At 66.5% G+C, this 15621-nt stretch carries 15 protein-coding genes and 1 tRNA gene; 7 read left to right on the top strand and 9 right to left on the bottom strand.

Features of this window, described 5'->3' with window-relative positions; translation table 11 throughout:
• The 5 genes from KU887_RS02820 to KU887_RS02840 all read right to left on the bottom strand — a co-directional run bounded on the left by KU887_RS02820 (window position 1) and on the right by KU887_RS02840 (window position 5267).
• On the bottom strand, window positions 1-1206 hold the full coding sequence (locus KU887_RS02820; RefSeq protein WP_006496766.1) for a type II secretion system F family protein: 1206 nt from the start codon (window positions 1204-1206) through the stop codon (window positions 1-3).
• An 8-nt stretch (window positions 1207-1214) separates the two neighbouring features.
• Window positions 1215-2489 carry a GspE/PulE family protein gene (locus KU887_RS02825; protein ID WP_258254262.1) on the bottom strand — a complete coding sequence of 425 codons (1275 nt, stop codon included), beginning with the start codon at window positions 2487-2489 and terminating at the stop codon, window positions 1215-1217.
• 122 nt (window positions 2490-2611) lie between these two features.
• Window positions 2612-3904: an HlyC/CorC family transporter gene (locus KU887_RS02830; RefSeq protein ID WP_006489250.1), complete on the bottom strand. Its 1293-nt coding sequence runs from the start codon at window positions 3902-3904 to the stop codon at window positions 2612-2614.
• 142 nt (window positions 3905-4046) lie between these two features.
• A tRNA-Pro gene (locus tag KU887_RS02835) sits at window positions 4047-4123 on the bottom strand.
• Between the two features lie 148 nt (window positions 4124-4271).
• Window positions 4272-5267 (bottom strand): polyprenyl synthetase family protein, encoded by a 996-nt coding sequence (locus KU887_RS02840; RefSeq protein ID WP_011544516.1) that lies wholly within the window; start codon window positions 5265-5267, stop codon window positions 4272-4274.
• A gap of 210 nt (window positions 5268-5477) precedes the next feature.
• On the opposite strand from KU887_RS02840, the gene rplU reads away from it, so the two are divergent.
• The 4 genes from rplU (at window position 5478) to proB (ending at window position 8584) form a co-directional block, all read left to right on the top strand.
• Window positions 5478-5789, top strand: a complete 312-nt coding sequence (gene rplU / locus KU887_RS02845) for a 50S ribosomal protein L21 (protein ID WP_006025184.1) — start codon at window positions 5478-5480, stop codon at window positions 5787-5789.
• A 24-nt stretch (window positions 5790-5813) separates the two neighbouring features.
• Window positions 5814-6077 carry a 50S ribosomal protein L27 gene (rpmA, locus tag KU887_RS02850; protein ID WP_006476999.1) on the top strand — a complete coding sequence of 88 codons (264 nt, stop codon included), beginning with the start codon at window positions 5814-5816 and terminating at the stop codon, window positions 6075-6077.
• A gap of 186 nt (window positions 6078-6263) precedes the next feature.
• Window positions 6264-7376 carry a GTPase ObgE gene (obgE, locus tag KU887_RS02855; RefSeq protein WP_006489254.1) on the top strand — a complete coding sequence of 371 codons (1113 nt, stop codon included), beginning with the start codon at window positions 6264-6266 and terminating at the stop codon, window positions 7374-7376.
• Between the two features lie 89 nt (window positions 7377-7465).
• Window positions 7466-8584 carry a glutamate 5-kinase gene (gene proB / locus KU887_RS02860; protein ID WP_006476997.1) on the top strand — a complete coding sequence of 373 codons (1119 nt, stop codon included), beginning with the start codon at window positions 7466-7468 and terminating at the stop codon, window positions 8582-8584.
• 95 nt (window positions 8585-8679) lie between these two features.
• Here proB and KU887_RS02865 read toward each other — a convergent pair whose 3' ends face one another.
• Complete coding sequence (locus KU887_RS02865; RefSeq protein ID WP_006489238.1) at window positions 8680-9237, bottom strand: CNP1-like family protein; 558 nt, start codon at window positions 9235-9237, stop codon at window positions 8680-8682.
• 63 nt (window positions 9238-9300) lie between these two features.
• Window positions 9301-9945 carry an RNA pyrophosphohydrolase gene (locus KU887_RS02870; RefSeq protein WP_006496762.1) on the bottom strand — a complete coding sequence of 215 codons (645 nt, stop codon included), beginning with the start codon at window positions 9943-9945 and terminating at the stop codon, window positions 9301-9303.
• Window positions 9946-10173: 228 nt separating this feature from the next.
• Here KU887_RS02870 and KU887_RS02875 point away from each other — a divergent pair, with 228 nt between their 5' ends.
• Both KU887_RS02875 and KU887_RS02880 read left to right on the top strand, forming a co-directional pair.
• Window positions 10174-11910 carry a proline--tRNA ligase gene (locus tag KU887_RS02875; protein WP_006489236.1) on the top strand — a complete coding sequence of 579 codons (1737 nt, stop codon included), beginning with the start codon at window positions 10174-10176 and terminating at the stop codon, window positions 11908-11910.
• Between the two features lie 21 nt (window positions 11911-11931).
• The gene (locus tag KU887_RS02880; RefSeq protein WP_006496761.1) at window positions 11932-12540 is read left to right on the top strand and encodes a MarC family protein; all 609 of its coding nucleotides are present in this window, start codon (window positions 11932-11934) and stop codon (window positions 12538-12540) included.
• A gap of 84 nt (window positions 12541-12624) precedes the next feature.
• Here the strand turns inward: KU887_RS02880 and KU887_RS02885 are convergent, their stop codons facing one another.
• Together KU887_RS02885 and ffh are read right to left on the bottom strand one after the other, a co-directional pair.
• Window positions 12625-13176 carry a hypoxanthine-guanine phosphoribosyltransferase gene (locus KU887_RS02885; protein ID WP_006489240.1) on the bottom strand — a complete coding sequence of 184 codons (552 nt, stop codon included), beginning with the start codon at window positions 13174-13176 and terminating at the stop codon, window positions 12625-12627.
• Window positions 13177-13270: 94 nt separating this feature from the next.
• Window positions 13271-14638 carry a signal recognition particle protein gene (gene ffh / locus KU887_RS02890; RefSeq protein ID WP_006476982.1) on the bottom strand — a complete coding sequence of 456 codons (1368 nt, stop codon included), beginning with the start codon at window positions 14636-14638 and terminating at the stop codon, window positions 13271-13273.
• Window positions 14639-14727: 89 nt separating this feature from the next.
• Between ffh and KU887_RS02895 the strand changes: the two genes are divergently transcribed.
• A complete protein-coding gene (locus KU887_RS02895) occupies window positions 14728-15621 on the top strand; it encodes an inner membrane protein YpjD (RefSeq protein ID WP_006489256.1) in 894 nt (297 codons plus the stop codon).

Below are 15621 nucleotides of genomic sequence, written 5' to 3' on the forward strand. Positions count from 1 at the left end.
CTACACCACGTTGCCGAGCTGAAGGATCGGCAGGTACATCGCGATCACGAGGCCGCCGACGAGCGCGCCCAGGACGATCACGATCAACGGTTCGCCGAGCGCCGCGAGCGCATCGAGACGCGCGTCGAGCTGGCGTTCGCACAACGCGGCGATGTCGCCGAGCATCGAGTCGAGCGCACCGGTTTCCTCGGCGACGGCGATCGGTTGCACGACGTCGTCCGGAAAGCAGCCGGCCGAATGCATCGCATCGGCCAGACGGACGCCGCGCAACACGCGTGCGGCGATGTGCGCGGTGGCGTGCGCGAACACCGGGTGGCCGGCCGTGCGCTCGAGCGTGGCGAACGCATCGGCGAGCGGCACGCCGGCGCCGAGCAGGGTCGCCAGCGAGCGGCACCAGCGCGCGGCCGCGAACCGTTCCAGCGCGCTGCCCGCGAGCGGCGCGCGCAGCAGGCGCCGCGCGAGCGCATGACGCAGCGCGACCGAGCGCCGCAGCGCATGCTGCGCGGCCAGCGCTATGGCGGCCGCACCGGCCAGCAGCACACCGCCCCACGCCGACAGTGCCGAGGACAGCGCGAGTAGTGCGCGGGTCGGCGCGGGCAGGGCGGCGCCGAAACCGTCGAAGATCTGCCGGAAGGTCGGCACGACCCACACCATCAAGGCTGCCGAGATCGCGAGCGCGAACAGGATGACGGCGGCCGGATACGCGAGTGCGGCGCGCAGCTTGCGCCATTGCGCATCGGCGCGCTCGCGATGTTCCGCGACCCGGGTCAGCACGATGCCGAGCGACCCGGACGCCTCGCCGACCTCGATCAACTGGCGATACAGCGTGCCGAACTGCGATGGATAGCGTGCGAGCGCATCGGCAAAGCGCCGGCCGCCGACGATTTCACGGGCGAGTCCCGCGGCGATGCGCGGCACGCCGTCGCGCGTGCGGGTGCGGGCGAGCATCTCAAGCGACGGCGCAAGCGGCAGGCCGGCCTGCAGCAGACTTGCGAGCTGGCGCGTGAAGCGCGTGATGTCGCGTGCGGCCGCCGCGGGCGGACGGGCCGGCCCGCGGCCGTCGAGCGACAGTACCGCGATGCCGTCGCGTGCGAGCGTGGCGCGCGCGGCCGCGGCGTCGAAGGCGACGACGATCCCGCGGCGCGGCGAGCCGTCGCGATGGCGGCCGCGCCATGCAAAGCGGGTTTCGCGCGGTGGCGTGCGCATACTTATGCTCATGCCGCAGGTGTGGCCGCGACGGCTTCCGCGATGCTCGTCGTGCCGTCCAGGACGCGGGCGAATGCCGCGTCGCGCAGGCTGCGAACCCCCTCGGCCGCCACGCATTGCGCGAGTTCGCCGACGCTCGCCCGCGCGACGATGCGCTCCGCCAGCGCGGGCGATACCGGCATCGTCTGATGCAGGCCGATGCGGCCGCGATAGCCGATGCCGTGACAGGCGGAACAGCCACGCGCGACGAACGGCCGCCATCCGGCTGCCAGCGCCGCCGGGTCGCAGCCGGCTTCCCGCAGCGCACGCACCGATGCGTCCGAATGCACGCGGCAGGCGACGCACAGGCGCCGGACGAGACGCTGCGCGGTGACGAGATGCAGCGCGGCCGCGAGGTTGTACGGCGCGACGCCGATATCGAGCAGCCGCGCGACGGCGGCCGGCGCGTCGTTCGTGTGCAGCGTCGACAGCACGAGGTGGCCGGTTTGCGCAGCCTTGATCGCGACATCGGCCGTCTCCGCATCGCGAATCTCGCCGACCATGATCACGTCCGGATCCTGCCGCAACAGCGCCCGCAGCGCGGTCGCGAACGTGAGCCCCGCCTTGTCGGCGACCCCGACCTGGTTGATCCCGTCGAGCTGGATCTCGGCGGGATCCTCGACCGTGCAGACGTTGTGTGCGTCGCGATCGAGCATCTGCAGCGCGCAGTAGAGCGACAGGGTCTTGCCGCTGCCGGTCGGGCCCGTGACGAGCACGAGGCCGTGCGGCGCGCGGATCGCGGCCTCCATCGCGGCGGCCTGCCGCGCGTCGAAGCCGAGGTTGGCAAGCGAGAGATCGGGCGGCAGTGTTTCGAGCCGCCGCAGCACGAGTTTTTCGCCGAACAGCGTGGGCAGTGAACTGACGCGGTAGTCGCCGCGCGTGCCGCCGTCGATCGCGATGCGCAGCCGGCCGTCCTGCGGAAGCCGCCGCTCGGCGATGTCCATGCGCGAGAGCACCTTGATCCGCGTGACGAGCGCATCGCGCAGGTGTAGCGGCGGGCGCGCATGTTCGTGCAGCACGCCGTCGATGCGAAGACGGATGCGCCAGCCGGCTTCGAATGGCTCGACGTGGATGTCCGACGCGTCGCGCAGGCGCGCCGCATGCAGCGTGTCCGTCAGCAGCCGTACGGCGGGAGCATCGTCGAGCTGGGCCGCATCGAGTGCGTGGGGCGCGGTGGGCGGCGCGCCGGCGTGCGCGGGCGACGACTGCGGGTGCAGCGGCGCCCCGGAGGAAGGGAAATGCATGTGAGCCGGCACGCGGGCCGCCTGTTGTCCGTGATGCGCAGATGATCGCGCGCCGCGGGCGGCGCCGGCAGTCGGCCGTTCGGCTAGGGCCAGCGCAAGCCCGTTATTAGCGCGAACAGGCCCTAGCGCGCGGCGGTGCGTCCGGTGCGCGCGCCGCGCGGCTTGAACAGCTTGACGGTGCGCACTGCCTGATCGTCGCTGCGCATCACTTCGAGCATCACGTCGCCGATTTTCAGGCACACGTCGTCTTCCGGAATTTCCTCGAGGATCTCGAGTACCAGCCCGTTCAGCGTCTTCGGCCCGTCGGTCGGCAGTTTCAGGTGCAGCCAGCGGTTCAGTTCGCGCAGCGGCATGCTGGCCGAGACGATGCATTCGCCGTTCTCGTCCCAGCCGCCCGCGCGTTCGCTGCGCGGCATCGACGTCGTGAATTCGCCGATCAGTTCCTCGATGATGTCCTCGGGCGTGACGAGCCCTTCGAGTTCGCCGTATTCGTTGACGACGAGCGCGGTGCGATGCCGGGTTTCCTGGAAGAACTGGAGCTGCTGGACCACCGGCGTGCCCGACGGCACGTAGTACGGTTCGGTGAGCAGCGAGCGCAGCGTCTCGCGGTCGAAATCCTGGTTGTGCAGCGCGGTGAGCGTCTTGCGGACGTGCAGCACGCCGAGCACCTTGTCGATGTCGCCTTCGTAGACCACCAGCCGGTTGTGATAGCAGGTTTCGAGCTGATGGAGGATGTCGTCGAGCGGCGCGTAGAAGTTGAGCGACTCGATCTGGCGACGCGGCACCATCACGTCGTCGACCGTGATGTTCTCGAGGTCGAACAGGTTGAGCAGGATGCTGCGGTGTTTGGTCGGCATGAAACTGCTCGATTCGAGCACGATGGCCCGCAGCTCGTCGGCCGACATCCGCTGGTCGCGGCCCTTCTTCGTGTTGATGCGCAGCACCCACAGCACGCCGTTCGCGAGCGCATTGACGAACCAGACGACCGGCTTGAACACGCGCATCAGCGGGGCGATCACGAGGCTCGCGGGCAGTGCGATGCGCTCGGGGAACGTCGCGCCGACGATCTTCGGCGCGATTTCCGCGAACACGATGATCAGGAACGCGACGACGCCGGTCGCGATCGACAGCGCGAGATTGTTGCGGCCGAACGTATGGAGCGCGAGCGACGTCGTGAGGACGGGGATGATCGTGTTGAACAGGTTGTTGCCGATCAGGATCACGCTGAGCAGCAAGTCAGTGCGCGTGAGCAGCCCCTGCGTGGTTTTCGCGCCGAGTGCGCCCTGGCCGGCGAGATGCTTCAGCCGATGGCGATTGAGCGCCATCATCGCGGTCTCGGAAATGGAAAAGAAGCTGGAACAGAGGAGAAGCAGGAAGACGGCGCCGATTTGCGCCCATAAGGGAATTTGGTCCACGCGTTGGAAAGGGCAGTGAAGGACAGGGATGGGGGAAATATAGCAGAGGCCGGCGACCGCGATGTGTCGCGCGCGACACGAGGGGCTCGCGGCGGCCGGACGAAAAAAAAACCGTGCACACGGTGCACGGTTTTTTTAAATCTGGTCGGGGTGAGAGGATTCGAACCTCCGGCCTCTACGTCCCGAACGTAGCGCTCTACCAGGCTAAGCTACACCCCGATTTTTGCTCTTCGGACTTCGCTGTCTTCGTGAAGATCGCTGCGTCGTCTCAAGCAAGAACGTAACTATAACGATGTTTTTTCTAAAAGGGAATACTTTGATGAAGAAATTTTTCGGGACAAGGCGCCGCGTCCCGTTCGCGGCGTGTTCATGACTGCCGCGACGTCGAGTACGAGCACAACCCGAGCAGGCTTTCCTTGTAGATCGAATCGGGGAACGCGGCAATCGCCGCTGCCGCGGCCTGCGCTTCCTGGCGTGCGCATTCGAGCGTGTGATCGAGCGCGCCCGAGCGCGTGATCGCTTCGAAAATCGTGTCGAAGCGATCGGTGCCGCCCTGTTCGATCGCCTCGCGTGCGAGCGCCGACTGTTCGGGCGTGCCGCGCTCGATCAGATAGATGAGCGGCAGCGTCGGCTTGCCTTCGCGCAGGTCGTCGCCGGCATTCTTGCCCATTGCCTCGGCGGTGCCCGCATAGTCGAGCCAGTCGTCCATGATCTGGAACGCGGTGCCGATCCGGCGGCCGTATTCGGCGGCGGCGGCCTCGGTCGGCGCATCGGCGCCCGCGAGCACCGCGCCCAGGCGCGCCGACGCCTCGAACAGCTTGGCCGTCTTGTAGCGGATCACCTGCATGTAGCGCGTTTCGTCGACGTCCGCGTCGTGCATGTTCAGGAGCTGCAGCACCTCGCCTTCCGAAATGATCGTCGTCGCTTCGGACAGGATCTCCATCACGCGCATCTTGCCGACGCCGACCATCATCTCGAACGAGCGCGAGTAGAGGTAATCGCCTACCAGCACGCTCGCCGCGTTGCCGAACAGCGCATTGGCGGTCTGGCGGCCGCGGCGCAGCTCGGATTCGTCGACGACGTCGTCATGCAGCAGCGTGGCCGTGTGGATGAACTCGACGACGGCGGCCAGCACGTGCCGCTGGTGCGACGTTTCGCCGAGCGCGCCGGCGACGAGCAGCAGCAACGCCGGACGCAGCCGCTTGCCGCCCGCGCCGATGATGTACTCGGCGATCTGGTTGATCAGCAGCACGTCGGACGCGAGGCTTTGCCGGATAACGCGATTCACCTGCTCCATGTCGCTGGTGATCGGGGCGAGCAGGTGGGCGGCGCTGAGGGTGGGGGAGGCGGTGGACGACGACATGATGATGGAATTGGGTGATGCGGCGGATTATAAGTCGAATCCGCGATATGCCGGTCTGTCAGACGTACCGGCAGCGCGATTTTGGCCGTCTGGCCGAGGCCCGCGCGCGGTAATCGTCGATCGGTTTTGACTTCGGTGCTAACCCCATGTATAATCACGTGTTTTCCGCGCGTGGTGTGCGGAAAAATTGGATCCAGAGTGAGGTTCTCAATGTACGCGGTCATAAAAACCGGCGGCAAGCAGTACAAGGTTGCCGTTGGCGAAAAACTCAAAGTAGAACAGATACCGGCTGACATTGACGCTGAAATCACGCTCGACCAGGTTCTCGCAGTGGGCGAAGGCGAATCGATTAAGTTCGGTACGCCGCTGGTCAGTGGGGCTTCCGTCAAGGCCACCGTTGTGTCGCACGGTCGTCATGCCAAGGTCACCATCTTCAAGATGCGTCGCCGGAAGCACTACCAAAAGCACGGCGGCCACCGCCAGAACTACACTGAGCTGCGCATCGACGCGATCAACGCGTAAGCGCCTCGGTAAAGGAGCAATCAGATGGCACACAAAAAGGCAGGCGGCTCTTCCCGGAACGGCCGCGACTCCGAGTCGAAACGTCTCGGCGTGAAAGTGTACGGCGGCCAGGCAATCAATGCCGGCGGCATCATCGTGCGTCAGCGCGGTACGCGCATGCACGCTGGCGAGAACGTCGGCATGGGCAAGGATCACACCCTGTTCGCGCTGGTCGACGGTCACGTCAAGTTCGCGACGAAGGGCGCGGACAAGAAGCATCTGGTCATCGTCGTCCCGGCGGCTGCCTAAGTCAGGCACCCACGGGCTTCGTAGCCGAAAGGCCCCGCAGTCTTCGCGGGGCCTTTTTTATTGGGTCGCCGCCTGCAAATGCGGGCCGGCGACCCTCGCGCGACCGGCGTACGATCGGCCGAACGGCAGATTGTTCAAGCGTGCCGGCGCGCGGCACAATAGCGGAAATACTGGGCGGAGTGACGAATGAAGTTCATTGACGAAGCACGAATCGAAGTCATCGCCGGCGACGGAGGCGATGGCAGCGCGTCGATGCGCCGCGAGAAATTCGTCCCGTTCGGCGGGCCGGACGGTGGCGACGGCGGCCGCGGCGGTAGCGTTTACGCGATCGCCGACCGCAACATCAACACGCTGATCGACTACCGTTACGCGAAGAAGCACCTCGCGCGCAACGGCGAAAACGGTCGCGGCTCGGATTGCTACGGCAAGGGCGGCGACGATGTCACGCTGCGCATGCCGGTCGGCACCATCATCAGCGACATGGACACGGGCGAGCTGATCGCCGACCTGACCGAGCACGACCAGCGGGTGATGCTCGCGCAGGGCGGCGCCGGCGGCCTCGGCAACCTGCATTTCAAGTCGAGCACGAACCGCGCGCCGCGCCAGAAGACGGACGGCAAGCCGGGCGAGCGGCGCATGCTGAAGCTCGAGCTGAAGGTGCTCGCCGACGTCGGCCTGCTCGGCATGCCGAACGCGGGCAAGTCGACCTTCATCTCGTCGGTGTCGAACGCGAAGCCGAAGATCGCCGACTACCCGTTCACGACGCTCGCGCCGAATCTCGGCGTGGTGCGGGTCGGTCCGAGCAAGAGCTTCGTGATCGCCGATATCCCGGGGCTGATCGAAGGCGCGGCCGAAGGCGCGGGCCTCGGGCATCAATTCCTGCGCCACCTGCAGCGTACCGGTGTGCTGCTGCATCTGGTCGATCTCGCGCCGTTCGACGAAAGCGTCGATCCGGTCGCGGAAGCGACGGCGATCGTCGGCGAGCTGCGCAAGTACGACGAGGCGCTCTACGAGAAGCCGCGCTGGCTCGTGCTCAACAAGCTGGACATGGTGCCGGAAGACGAGCGCGAGGCGCGCGTCGCGGATTTCCTCGACCGCTTCGGCTGGGACGGCCCCGTGTTCGAGATCTCGGCGCTGACGGGCCAGGGCTGCGAAGCGCTGTGCTACGCGATCTACGACTACCTTTCCGAGCATTCGGACGCGCATCGCGCGGCGGAGGCGGAGGATCTCGCGGCCGACGTGCGTTTCCGCGATGCGCCGCCGGCGAAGGGCGGTGCGACGCCGGGCGACGACGCCTGAGCGTTCGCCAACGCGCCGGGCGTGCCGCCCGGCGTTGGCGTTCAATCGCGCCCGGCCGGGCAGGCATCAGATACAGGAGACAGTGCAGGATGCGTTCGATCATCGCGGATTCGAAGCGATTGGTGGTGAAGGTGGGCTCCAGCCTCGTGACCAACGACGGCAAGGGGCTCGATCATGCTGCAATCGGCCGCTGGGCGGCCCAGATCGCTGCGCTGCGTGCGCAGGGCAAGGAAGTCGTGCTCGTCAGTTCGGGCGCGATTGCCGAAGGTATGCAGCGGCTCGGCTGGAGCAAGCGGCCGCGGGAAATCGACGAGCTGCAGGCCGCCGCCGCGGTCGGCCAGATGGGGCTCGCGCAAGTCTACGAAAGCCGCTTCACCGAGCACGGCATCCGCACTGCGCAGATCCTGCTCACGCATGCCGATCTGGCGGACCGCGAGCGCTACCTGAATGCGCGTTCGACGCTGCTCACGCTGCTGCGGCTCGGCGTCGTGCCGATCATCAACGAAAACGACACGGTGGTCACCGACGAAATCAAGTTCGGCGACAACGACACGCTCGGCGCGCTCGTCGCGAACCTGATCGAAGGCGATGCGCTGATCATCCTCACTGACCAGTCGGGGCTGTTTACGGCCGATCCGCGCAAGGACCCGAATGCGACGCTCGTCGGCGAGGCCAATGCGGGCGCCCCCGAGCTCGAGGCGATGGCAGGCGGCGCGGGTTCGAGTCTTGGTCGCGGCGGGATGCTGACGAAGATCCTCGCGGCGAAGCGTGCGGCGCACAGTGGCGCGAATACCGTGATCGCGAGCGGCCGGGAGGCCGACGTGCTCGTGCGTCTGGCGGCCGGCGAGGCGATCGGCACGCAACTGATCGCACGGACCGCGCGGATGGCGGCACGCAAGCAATGGATGGCCGACCATCTGCAGGTCCGCGGCCACGTCGTGATCGACGCGGGCGCGGTCGAGAAGCTGACGGCCGGCGGCAAGAGCCTGCTGCCGATCGGCGTGATCGACGTGCAGGGCGCATTCGCGCGCGGCGAAGTCATCGCATGCGTCGGCCCGGACGGGCGCGAGGTGGCGCGCGGGCTCACGAACTACAGCAGTGCGGAAACGAAGCTGATTCACCGCAAGCCGAGCGGCGAGATCGAGACCGTGCTCGGCTACATGCTGGAGCCCGAACTGATTCATCGCGACAACCTCGTGCTGGTGTGATCGCCGGCCGGGTGCCGTCGTTCAAATGAAAAAGCCCGCGCAATGCGGGCTTTTTCGTGCGGCGGGACGATGCGGGCGGCCCGCATCGCGTACCGTCAGCGCAACTGCGTCATCGCGGTGCGGTGGAACCGGATGTTTTCGAGGATCTGCCGGGTCGAGCCCTGCGGCATCTTGTTCGCGCAGAAGTAGTCCTGGTAGAGCGCGGAGTGGTAGGCGTTCAGCTCGCCGTTCTCGATGCGCCGCCAGTCGTTCTCGACCGTGCGATCCCAGCCGTTGTGGTCGGCGTTCAGGCCCGCGTACTGGCGCCATTCGTAGGTGTCGCAGCGGATGCCTTCGTAGTTCACGTTGCGGGCACCGGCCGGGCTCGTGATGACGACTGCGTAGCGCACGACGCCGTCGGTGCCGACGTCGAGCGACTTCGCATCGACGAAGAACTTGAGCGGCGTGTTCTGCGACACGTTGAACGGCAGCAGATCGCCTGTTTGCGGCAGCGGCGGCAGCGTGTCGACGGTATTTTCCTTCCAGCTTCCCTGACGGTCGAGCAGGTACACGAACTCGCTGTCATCCTTGTTGGACGGCGCTTTCGAGTTCGCGCAGCCGGCCAGGGCGGCCAGCGCGGCGATCGATGCGAGCGCGAGAGCAATCGCTTTCAATATGCATTCCTCGTAAAAAAAGGGCGCGACACAAGGTCGCGCCCGGTCATGCAGTCCGACTCGTCATTTGCCGACGATCACGCGGGGCGGCATCTCGTCGAGCGTGCTCGCCTCCACTTCGATCTCCGAACAGACTACCGATGCGTCGACAATCGTCAGCGTCTGGGCCTGTGCGCCGATGACGCGCGGATAGCGCGACACACGCGGCCCGCGCGGCTTCTCGGCTCGCTGCGCCGGGCGGCGCAGGAAGCGCGACAGTTCCGTCAGCGCCAACTGATAGACATCCCGCTTGAACTCGATCACCGCATCGAGCGGCACCCAGTACTCGTTCCAGCGCCACGCATCGAACTCCGGGTGGTCGGTCGCGCGCAAGCAAATGTCGCAATCGCGTCCAACCATCCGCAGCAGGAACCAGATCTGCTTCTGGCCGCGGTAATGACCGCGTACTTCGCGTTTGATGAACTTGTCAGGCACCTCGTAACGCAACCAGTCGCGAGTGCGGCCGATTATCTTGACGTGTTCCGGATGCAGGCCCGTTTCCTCGTGCAGTTCCCGGTACATCGCCTGCATGGGGGTCTCGCCGTACTTGATCCCACCTTGAGGAAACTGCCAGGAATGCTCGCGGAGCCGCTTGCCCCAAAACACCTCGTTGCGCGCGTTCAAGAGGATGATGCCGACGTTCGGGCGAAAGCCTTCACGATCCAGCATACAACCACCTTCGAATCCTTTAAAATTGCTTTGATTATAAACAGATAACGGGCGCTGCGCACCGTGACGGAGCGAATCCGCGCGGGGTACGCCGGCTGAATTGTCCCTGATTAGTCTGCTACGTCGTCTGCGCCATCGTCGTCCCTCGTTGTTCGCCGCGCGCAGCTTTTTCACCTTGAAACTTTTTCGGGCGCCCCGCCTGGGGGCGCCGTTTTTGGAACCGTCCGCATGAAAGCTTCCCGTTTCTTTATCGGCACCCTGAAAGAGGCACCCGCCGACGCAGAGATCGTCAGCCACAAGCTGATGGTCCGCGCCGGCATGATCCGTCGCGTCGCCGGCGGCATCTACAACTACCTGCCGGTCGGCCTGCGTTCGATTCGCAAGGTCGAGGCGATCGTGCGCGAGGAAATGAACCGGGCGGGCGCCATCGAGCTGCTGATGCCGGCCGTGCAACCGGCCGAGCTGTGGCAGGAGTCGGGCCGCTGGGAGCAGTACGGCCCCGAGCTGCTGCGCTTCAAGGACCGCAAGGACAACGATTTCGTGATCGGGCCGACGCACGAGGAAGTCGTCACCGACATCGCGCGCAACCAGATCAAGAGCTACCGGCAGATGCCGGTGAACTTCTACCAGATCCAGACGAAGTTCCGCGACGAGATCCGCCCGCGCTTCGGCGTGATGCGCGGCCGCGAATTCATCATGAAGGACGCGTATTCGTTCGACAAGGATGCGGCCGGCCTGAACGAGTCGTACCGCAAGATGTACGACGCGTACGTGCGCATTTTCTCGCGCCTCGGCCTCGAGTTTCGCGCGGTCGCGGCCGACAGCGGCTCGATCGGCGGCAACTTCTCGCACGAGTTCCACGTGATCGCCGACACCGGCGAGGACGCGATCGCGTACTGCCCGACGTCCGAGTTCGCGGCGAACGTCGAGGCGGCCGAAGCGCTGCCGCTGATTGCCGAGCGCGCGGCGCCCGCCGAAGCGATGGAAAAGGTCGCGACGCCCGGCAAGGCGAAGTGCGAGGCCGTCGCCGAACTGCTGTCGATCCCGCTCGAGCGCACGATCAAGTCGATCGTGCTCGCGACCGACAACGAAGGCGCCGAGCCGACCATCTGGCTCGTGATGCTGCGCGGCGACCACGACCTGAACGAGATCAAGGTGTCGAAGCTGCCGGGCCTGAAGAACCACCGCTTCGCGACCGAACAGGAAATCGTCGAGTGGTTCGGCACGCCGCCGGGCTATCTCGGCCCGGTCGGCACGAAGAAGCCGGTGAAGGTGATCGCCGACCGCACGGTCGCGAACATGAGCGACTTCGTCGTCGGTGCGAACGAGGTCGACTATCACATCGCCGGCGTGAACTGGGGCCGCGACCTGCCGGAGCCGGACGTCGCCGACGTGCGCAACGTGAAGAAGGGCGATCCGTCGCCGGACGGCAAGGGCGTGATCGACATCTGCCGCGGCATCGAAGTCGGCCACGTGTTCCAGCTCGGCACCAAGTACTCGGAAGCGATGGGCGCGACGTTCCTCGACGAGTCGGGCAAGCCGCAGCCGATGCTGATGGGCTGCTACGGCGTCGGCATCACGCGTATTCTCGGCGCGGCGATCGAACAGAACTTCGACGACCGCGGCATCATCTGGCCGGAGTCGATCGCGCCGTTCGAGGTCGTGCTGTGCCCGATGGGCTATGACCGCAGCGACCTGGTGCGCGAGACGGCCGACAAGCTGTACGCGGAACTCGTCGCGGCCGGCATCGACGTGATCCTCGACGATCGCGGCGAGCGCCCGGGCGTGATGTTCGCCGACTGGGAACTGATCGGTGTGCCGCATCGTCTGGTGATCGGCGAGCGCGGCCTGAAGGAAGGCAAGATCGAGTACCAGGGCCGCCGCGATGCCGAAGCGACGCTGCTGCCGGCCGACACGGCCGCGGCGACGGTCGCCGAGAAGATCCGCGCCGCGCTCGCGCACTAAGCGCGGCGACCGGGGGACACGATGGAATACACGTTCCTGTCGGCCACCGTGCTCCTCGTGCTGATCACGGATCCGCTCGGCAACATCCCGCTGTTCATTTCGGCGATGCGGGATGTGCCGCGCGAGCGGCGCGTGAAGCTGATCCTGCGTGAAGTGGGGATCGCGTTCGTGATCCTGCTGTTCTTCATGGTGGTCGGCGACCGCTTCCTGCGGATGATGAGCCTCACCGACCTGTCGCTGCGGCTCGGCGGCGGGATCGTGCTGTTCCTGATCGCGCTGCGGATGATCTTCCCGCATCCGGACGGCGCGCTCGGCAGCGATCCGCGCGCGGGCGGCGAGCCGTTCATCGTGCCGCTCGCGATTCCGGCGCTGGCCGGGCCGTCCGCGCTCGCGACGGTGATGCTGCTGACGTCGCAGGCGCCGGGCAAGATGTTCGAGTGGGTCGGCGCGCTGACGGTCACGATGATCGTCTGCGCGATCACGCTGGTGCTGGCCGAAAGGATTCAGGCGTGGCTCGGCGAACGGACCGTCGCGGCGTTCGAGCGGCTGATGGGCCTCGTGCTCGTCGCGATCTCGGTCGAGATGCTGCTCGCGGGCATTCGCGCGTTCGTGCACCAGTTGCAGCCGTAGCGCGGGCGGGCGGTCGACGAAAAAAAGCGGCGCGCCGGGAAACCGGCGCGCCGCTTTCTGTTTATATGGCGAGCAGGGCGGCGATCAGACGTTCGCGGTCAGCGCGCGGATCGTCGGCAGGTTGCGCCAGTAGCCCTTCGCGTCCATCCCGCAGCCGAACACGTAGCGGTCCGGCACCGAGAAGCCGCAGAAGTCCGGGTGCAGCGGTTTCGCCTTCGCGAGCGTCTTCTCGCACAGCACGGCCGACATGAAACGCTGCGCGCCCATGTCGAGGATGCGGTCGCGGATCGCGGCCATCGTCTCGCCTTCGTCGAGGATGTCGTCGAGTACGAGCACGATGCGGTCCTTCACCGATTCGCGCGGCGCGACGCGCCAGTGCATCTCCGGGCTGCCCTGCGTCGTGTTGCGGTAGCGGGTCAGGTGGATGTAGTCGAATTCGAGCGGGAAATCGAGATGCGGCAGCAGCATCCCGGTAAACACCGCGGCGCCGCCCATCACCGAGAGAACGAGCGGGAACGCGTCGCCGATCTCGGCGCGGATCGCGTCGGCCATCTTCGAGATCGACGCGTTGACGGCGTCGGCCGAGACGATCTCTTCGGAGTGGTCGAAAATGTGGAGGGCTTCTTCGCGGTTCATGTGTTCTGGCGGGCAGTCGGTATACAAATAAGAATGAAGCAGAACGGCAGGCGCGCGCTACGGCAAAAACCCGCGCGCCGGCCGACGGGCGAAATCAGCGCATGCCGGGCATCATGCCCTTCAGGCCGCGCATCATCTTCTGCATGTTGCCGCCCTTCAGCTTCTTCATCATCGTACGCATCTGGTCGTACTGGTTCAGCATCCGGTTGACTTCCTGCACCGGCACGCCCGCGCCGGCTGCAATGCGGCGCTTGCGCGTCGCCTTGATGATTTCGGGTTTAGCGCGCTCGGCGGGCGTCATCGAGCTGATGATCCCTTCCATCCGGCGGATCGACTTCTCGGCCTGGCCCATGTCGGCGCCGGCCGCCGCCTGCTGGAACTGCGCGGGGAGCTTATCCATCAGCGACGACAGGCCGCCCATGTTCTTCATCTGCGAGATCTGCGCGCGGAAATCGTTCAGGTCGAAATCGCCGCCTTTCTTGACCTTGTCGGCGAGCTTCTGCGCGGCCTGGACATCGACGCCGCGCTGCGCCTCCTCGACGAGCGCGAGGATGTCGCCCATGCCGAGGATCCGGTTCGCCATCCGGTCGGGGTGGAACACCTCGAGGCCGTCGAGCTTCTCGGCGACGCCGACGAACTTGATCGGCTTGCCCGTGACGTGACGCACCGACAGCGCGGCGCCGCCGCGCGAGTCGCCGTCGAGCTTGGTCAGCACGACGCCGGTGAGCGGCAGCGTGTCGTTGAACGCCTTCGCGGTGTTGACCGCGTCCTGGCCGAGCATCGCGTCGACGACGAACAGCGTTTCGGCCGGCTTCAGCGTGCCGTGCAGCGCGGCGATTTCCTGCATCATCGCCTCGTCGATGCCGAGGCGGCCGGCCGTGTCGACGAGCAGCACGTCATGGTAGTGGCGCTTCGCCCAGTCGACGGCGGCGAGCGCGATGTCGACGGGCTTCTGGTCCGGCGTGGACGGGAAGAAGTCGGCGCCGACCTGCTCGGTCACCGTTTTCAGCTGCATGATCGCAGCCGGGCGATACACGTCGCACGACACGGTCAGCACCTTCTTCTTGTACTTCTCGCGCAGCAGCTTCGCGAGCTTGCCGACGGTCGTGGTCTTGCCCGCGCCCTGCAGGCCGGCCATCAGGATCACGGCGGGTGGCGTGACCGCGAGGTTCAGCTCGGCGGCCTTGCCTTCGTAGTCGCCGCCGATCACGGCGGTCAGTTCCTTCTGGACCACGCCGACGAGCGCCTGGCCCGGCGACAGGCTGCTGATCACTTCTTCGCCGAGCGCCTTTTCCTTGACCTTGGCGATGAATTCGCGAACGACCGGCAGCGACACGTCGGCTTCCAGCAGCGCGAGACGCACCTCGCGGAGCATCTCCTGCGTGTTCGCCTCGGTGAGCCGGGCCTCGCCGCGCAGCGTCTTGACGACGCGCGCCATCCGTTGAGTGAGATTGTCGAGCATGGGGAGCGATGGACAGTGGGGCCCGAAGGCGCGGCGGAACCGAACAAAGGGAGCCGTCGCGGGAAGGGGGCCTAGTGTAAACTTCGAACATGGATATTGTACTGTATGCCCTCACCGCATTCCTGTACGGCGGCCTCGCCGTCGCAGGCTGGCGCTCGCACCGCCAGGGCGCGACGCCGCTCGTCGCGAGCGTGCCGGCCGTGCCGGTTCCGGCGTCCGCCGCGTCCGGGATGAGCGGGGCCGGCCGCGCGCTGCTGTTCGCCGCGCTGGTCGCGCACGGCGTGCTGCTCCACATGACGATCTTTCCGAACGACGCGATGGTGTTCGGCTTCGCGTTCGCGCTGTCGGCGATGTTCTGGCTCGGCGCCGGCATCTACTGGATCGAGAGCTTCTTCTTCCCGCTCGACAGCCTGCGCCTGCTGGTGCTGCCGCTCGCGTGCGGCGCGTCGCTGCTGCCGCTCGTGTTCGGCGGCGTGCGGGTGCTTCCTTATGCCGCAGCGCCGCTGTTCAAGCTGCATTTCCTGATCGCGAACATCGCCTACGGGCTGTTCGCGATCGCCGCGCTGCACGCGATCCTGATGCTGATGGTCGAGCGTCGCCTGCAGTCGCTGAGAAGCGGTGGGCGCGACGGCTCGACGGGCTGGATCGCGAGCTGGCTCGAAACGCTGCCGCCGCTGCTCACGCTCGAGAAGCTGCTGTTCCGCCTGATCGGCGCCGGCTTCGTGCTGCTGACGCTGACACTCGCGTCGGGCATCCTGTTCAGCGAGCAGGTCGACGCGCGCATGTTGCGGCTCGACCACAAGACGGTGTTCGCGATCCTGTCGTGGCTGATGTTCGGCGGCCTGCTGGTTGCCCGCAAGACGTCGGGCTGGCGCGGCCGCGGCGCCGCGCGCTGGGTGCTCGTGTCGTTCGCCGCGCTGCTGCTCGCGTATGTCGGCAGCCGGTTCGTTTTCGAGGTGCTGCTGCACCGCTCCGTGGTTTGA

It is taken from the genome of Burkholderia sp. EMB26 (genome assembly GCF_024730645.1).
Classification (GTDB): domain Bacteria; phylum Pseudomonadota; class Gammaproteobacteria; order Burkholderiales; family Burkholderiaceae; genus Burkholderia; species Burkholderia cenocepacia.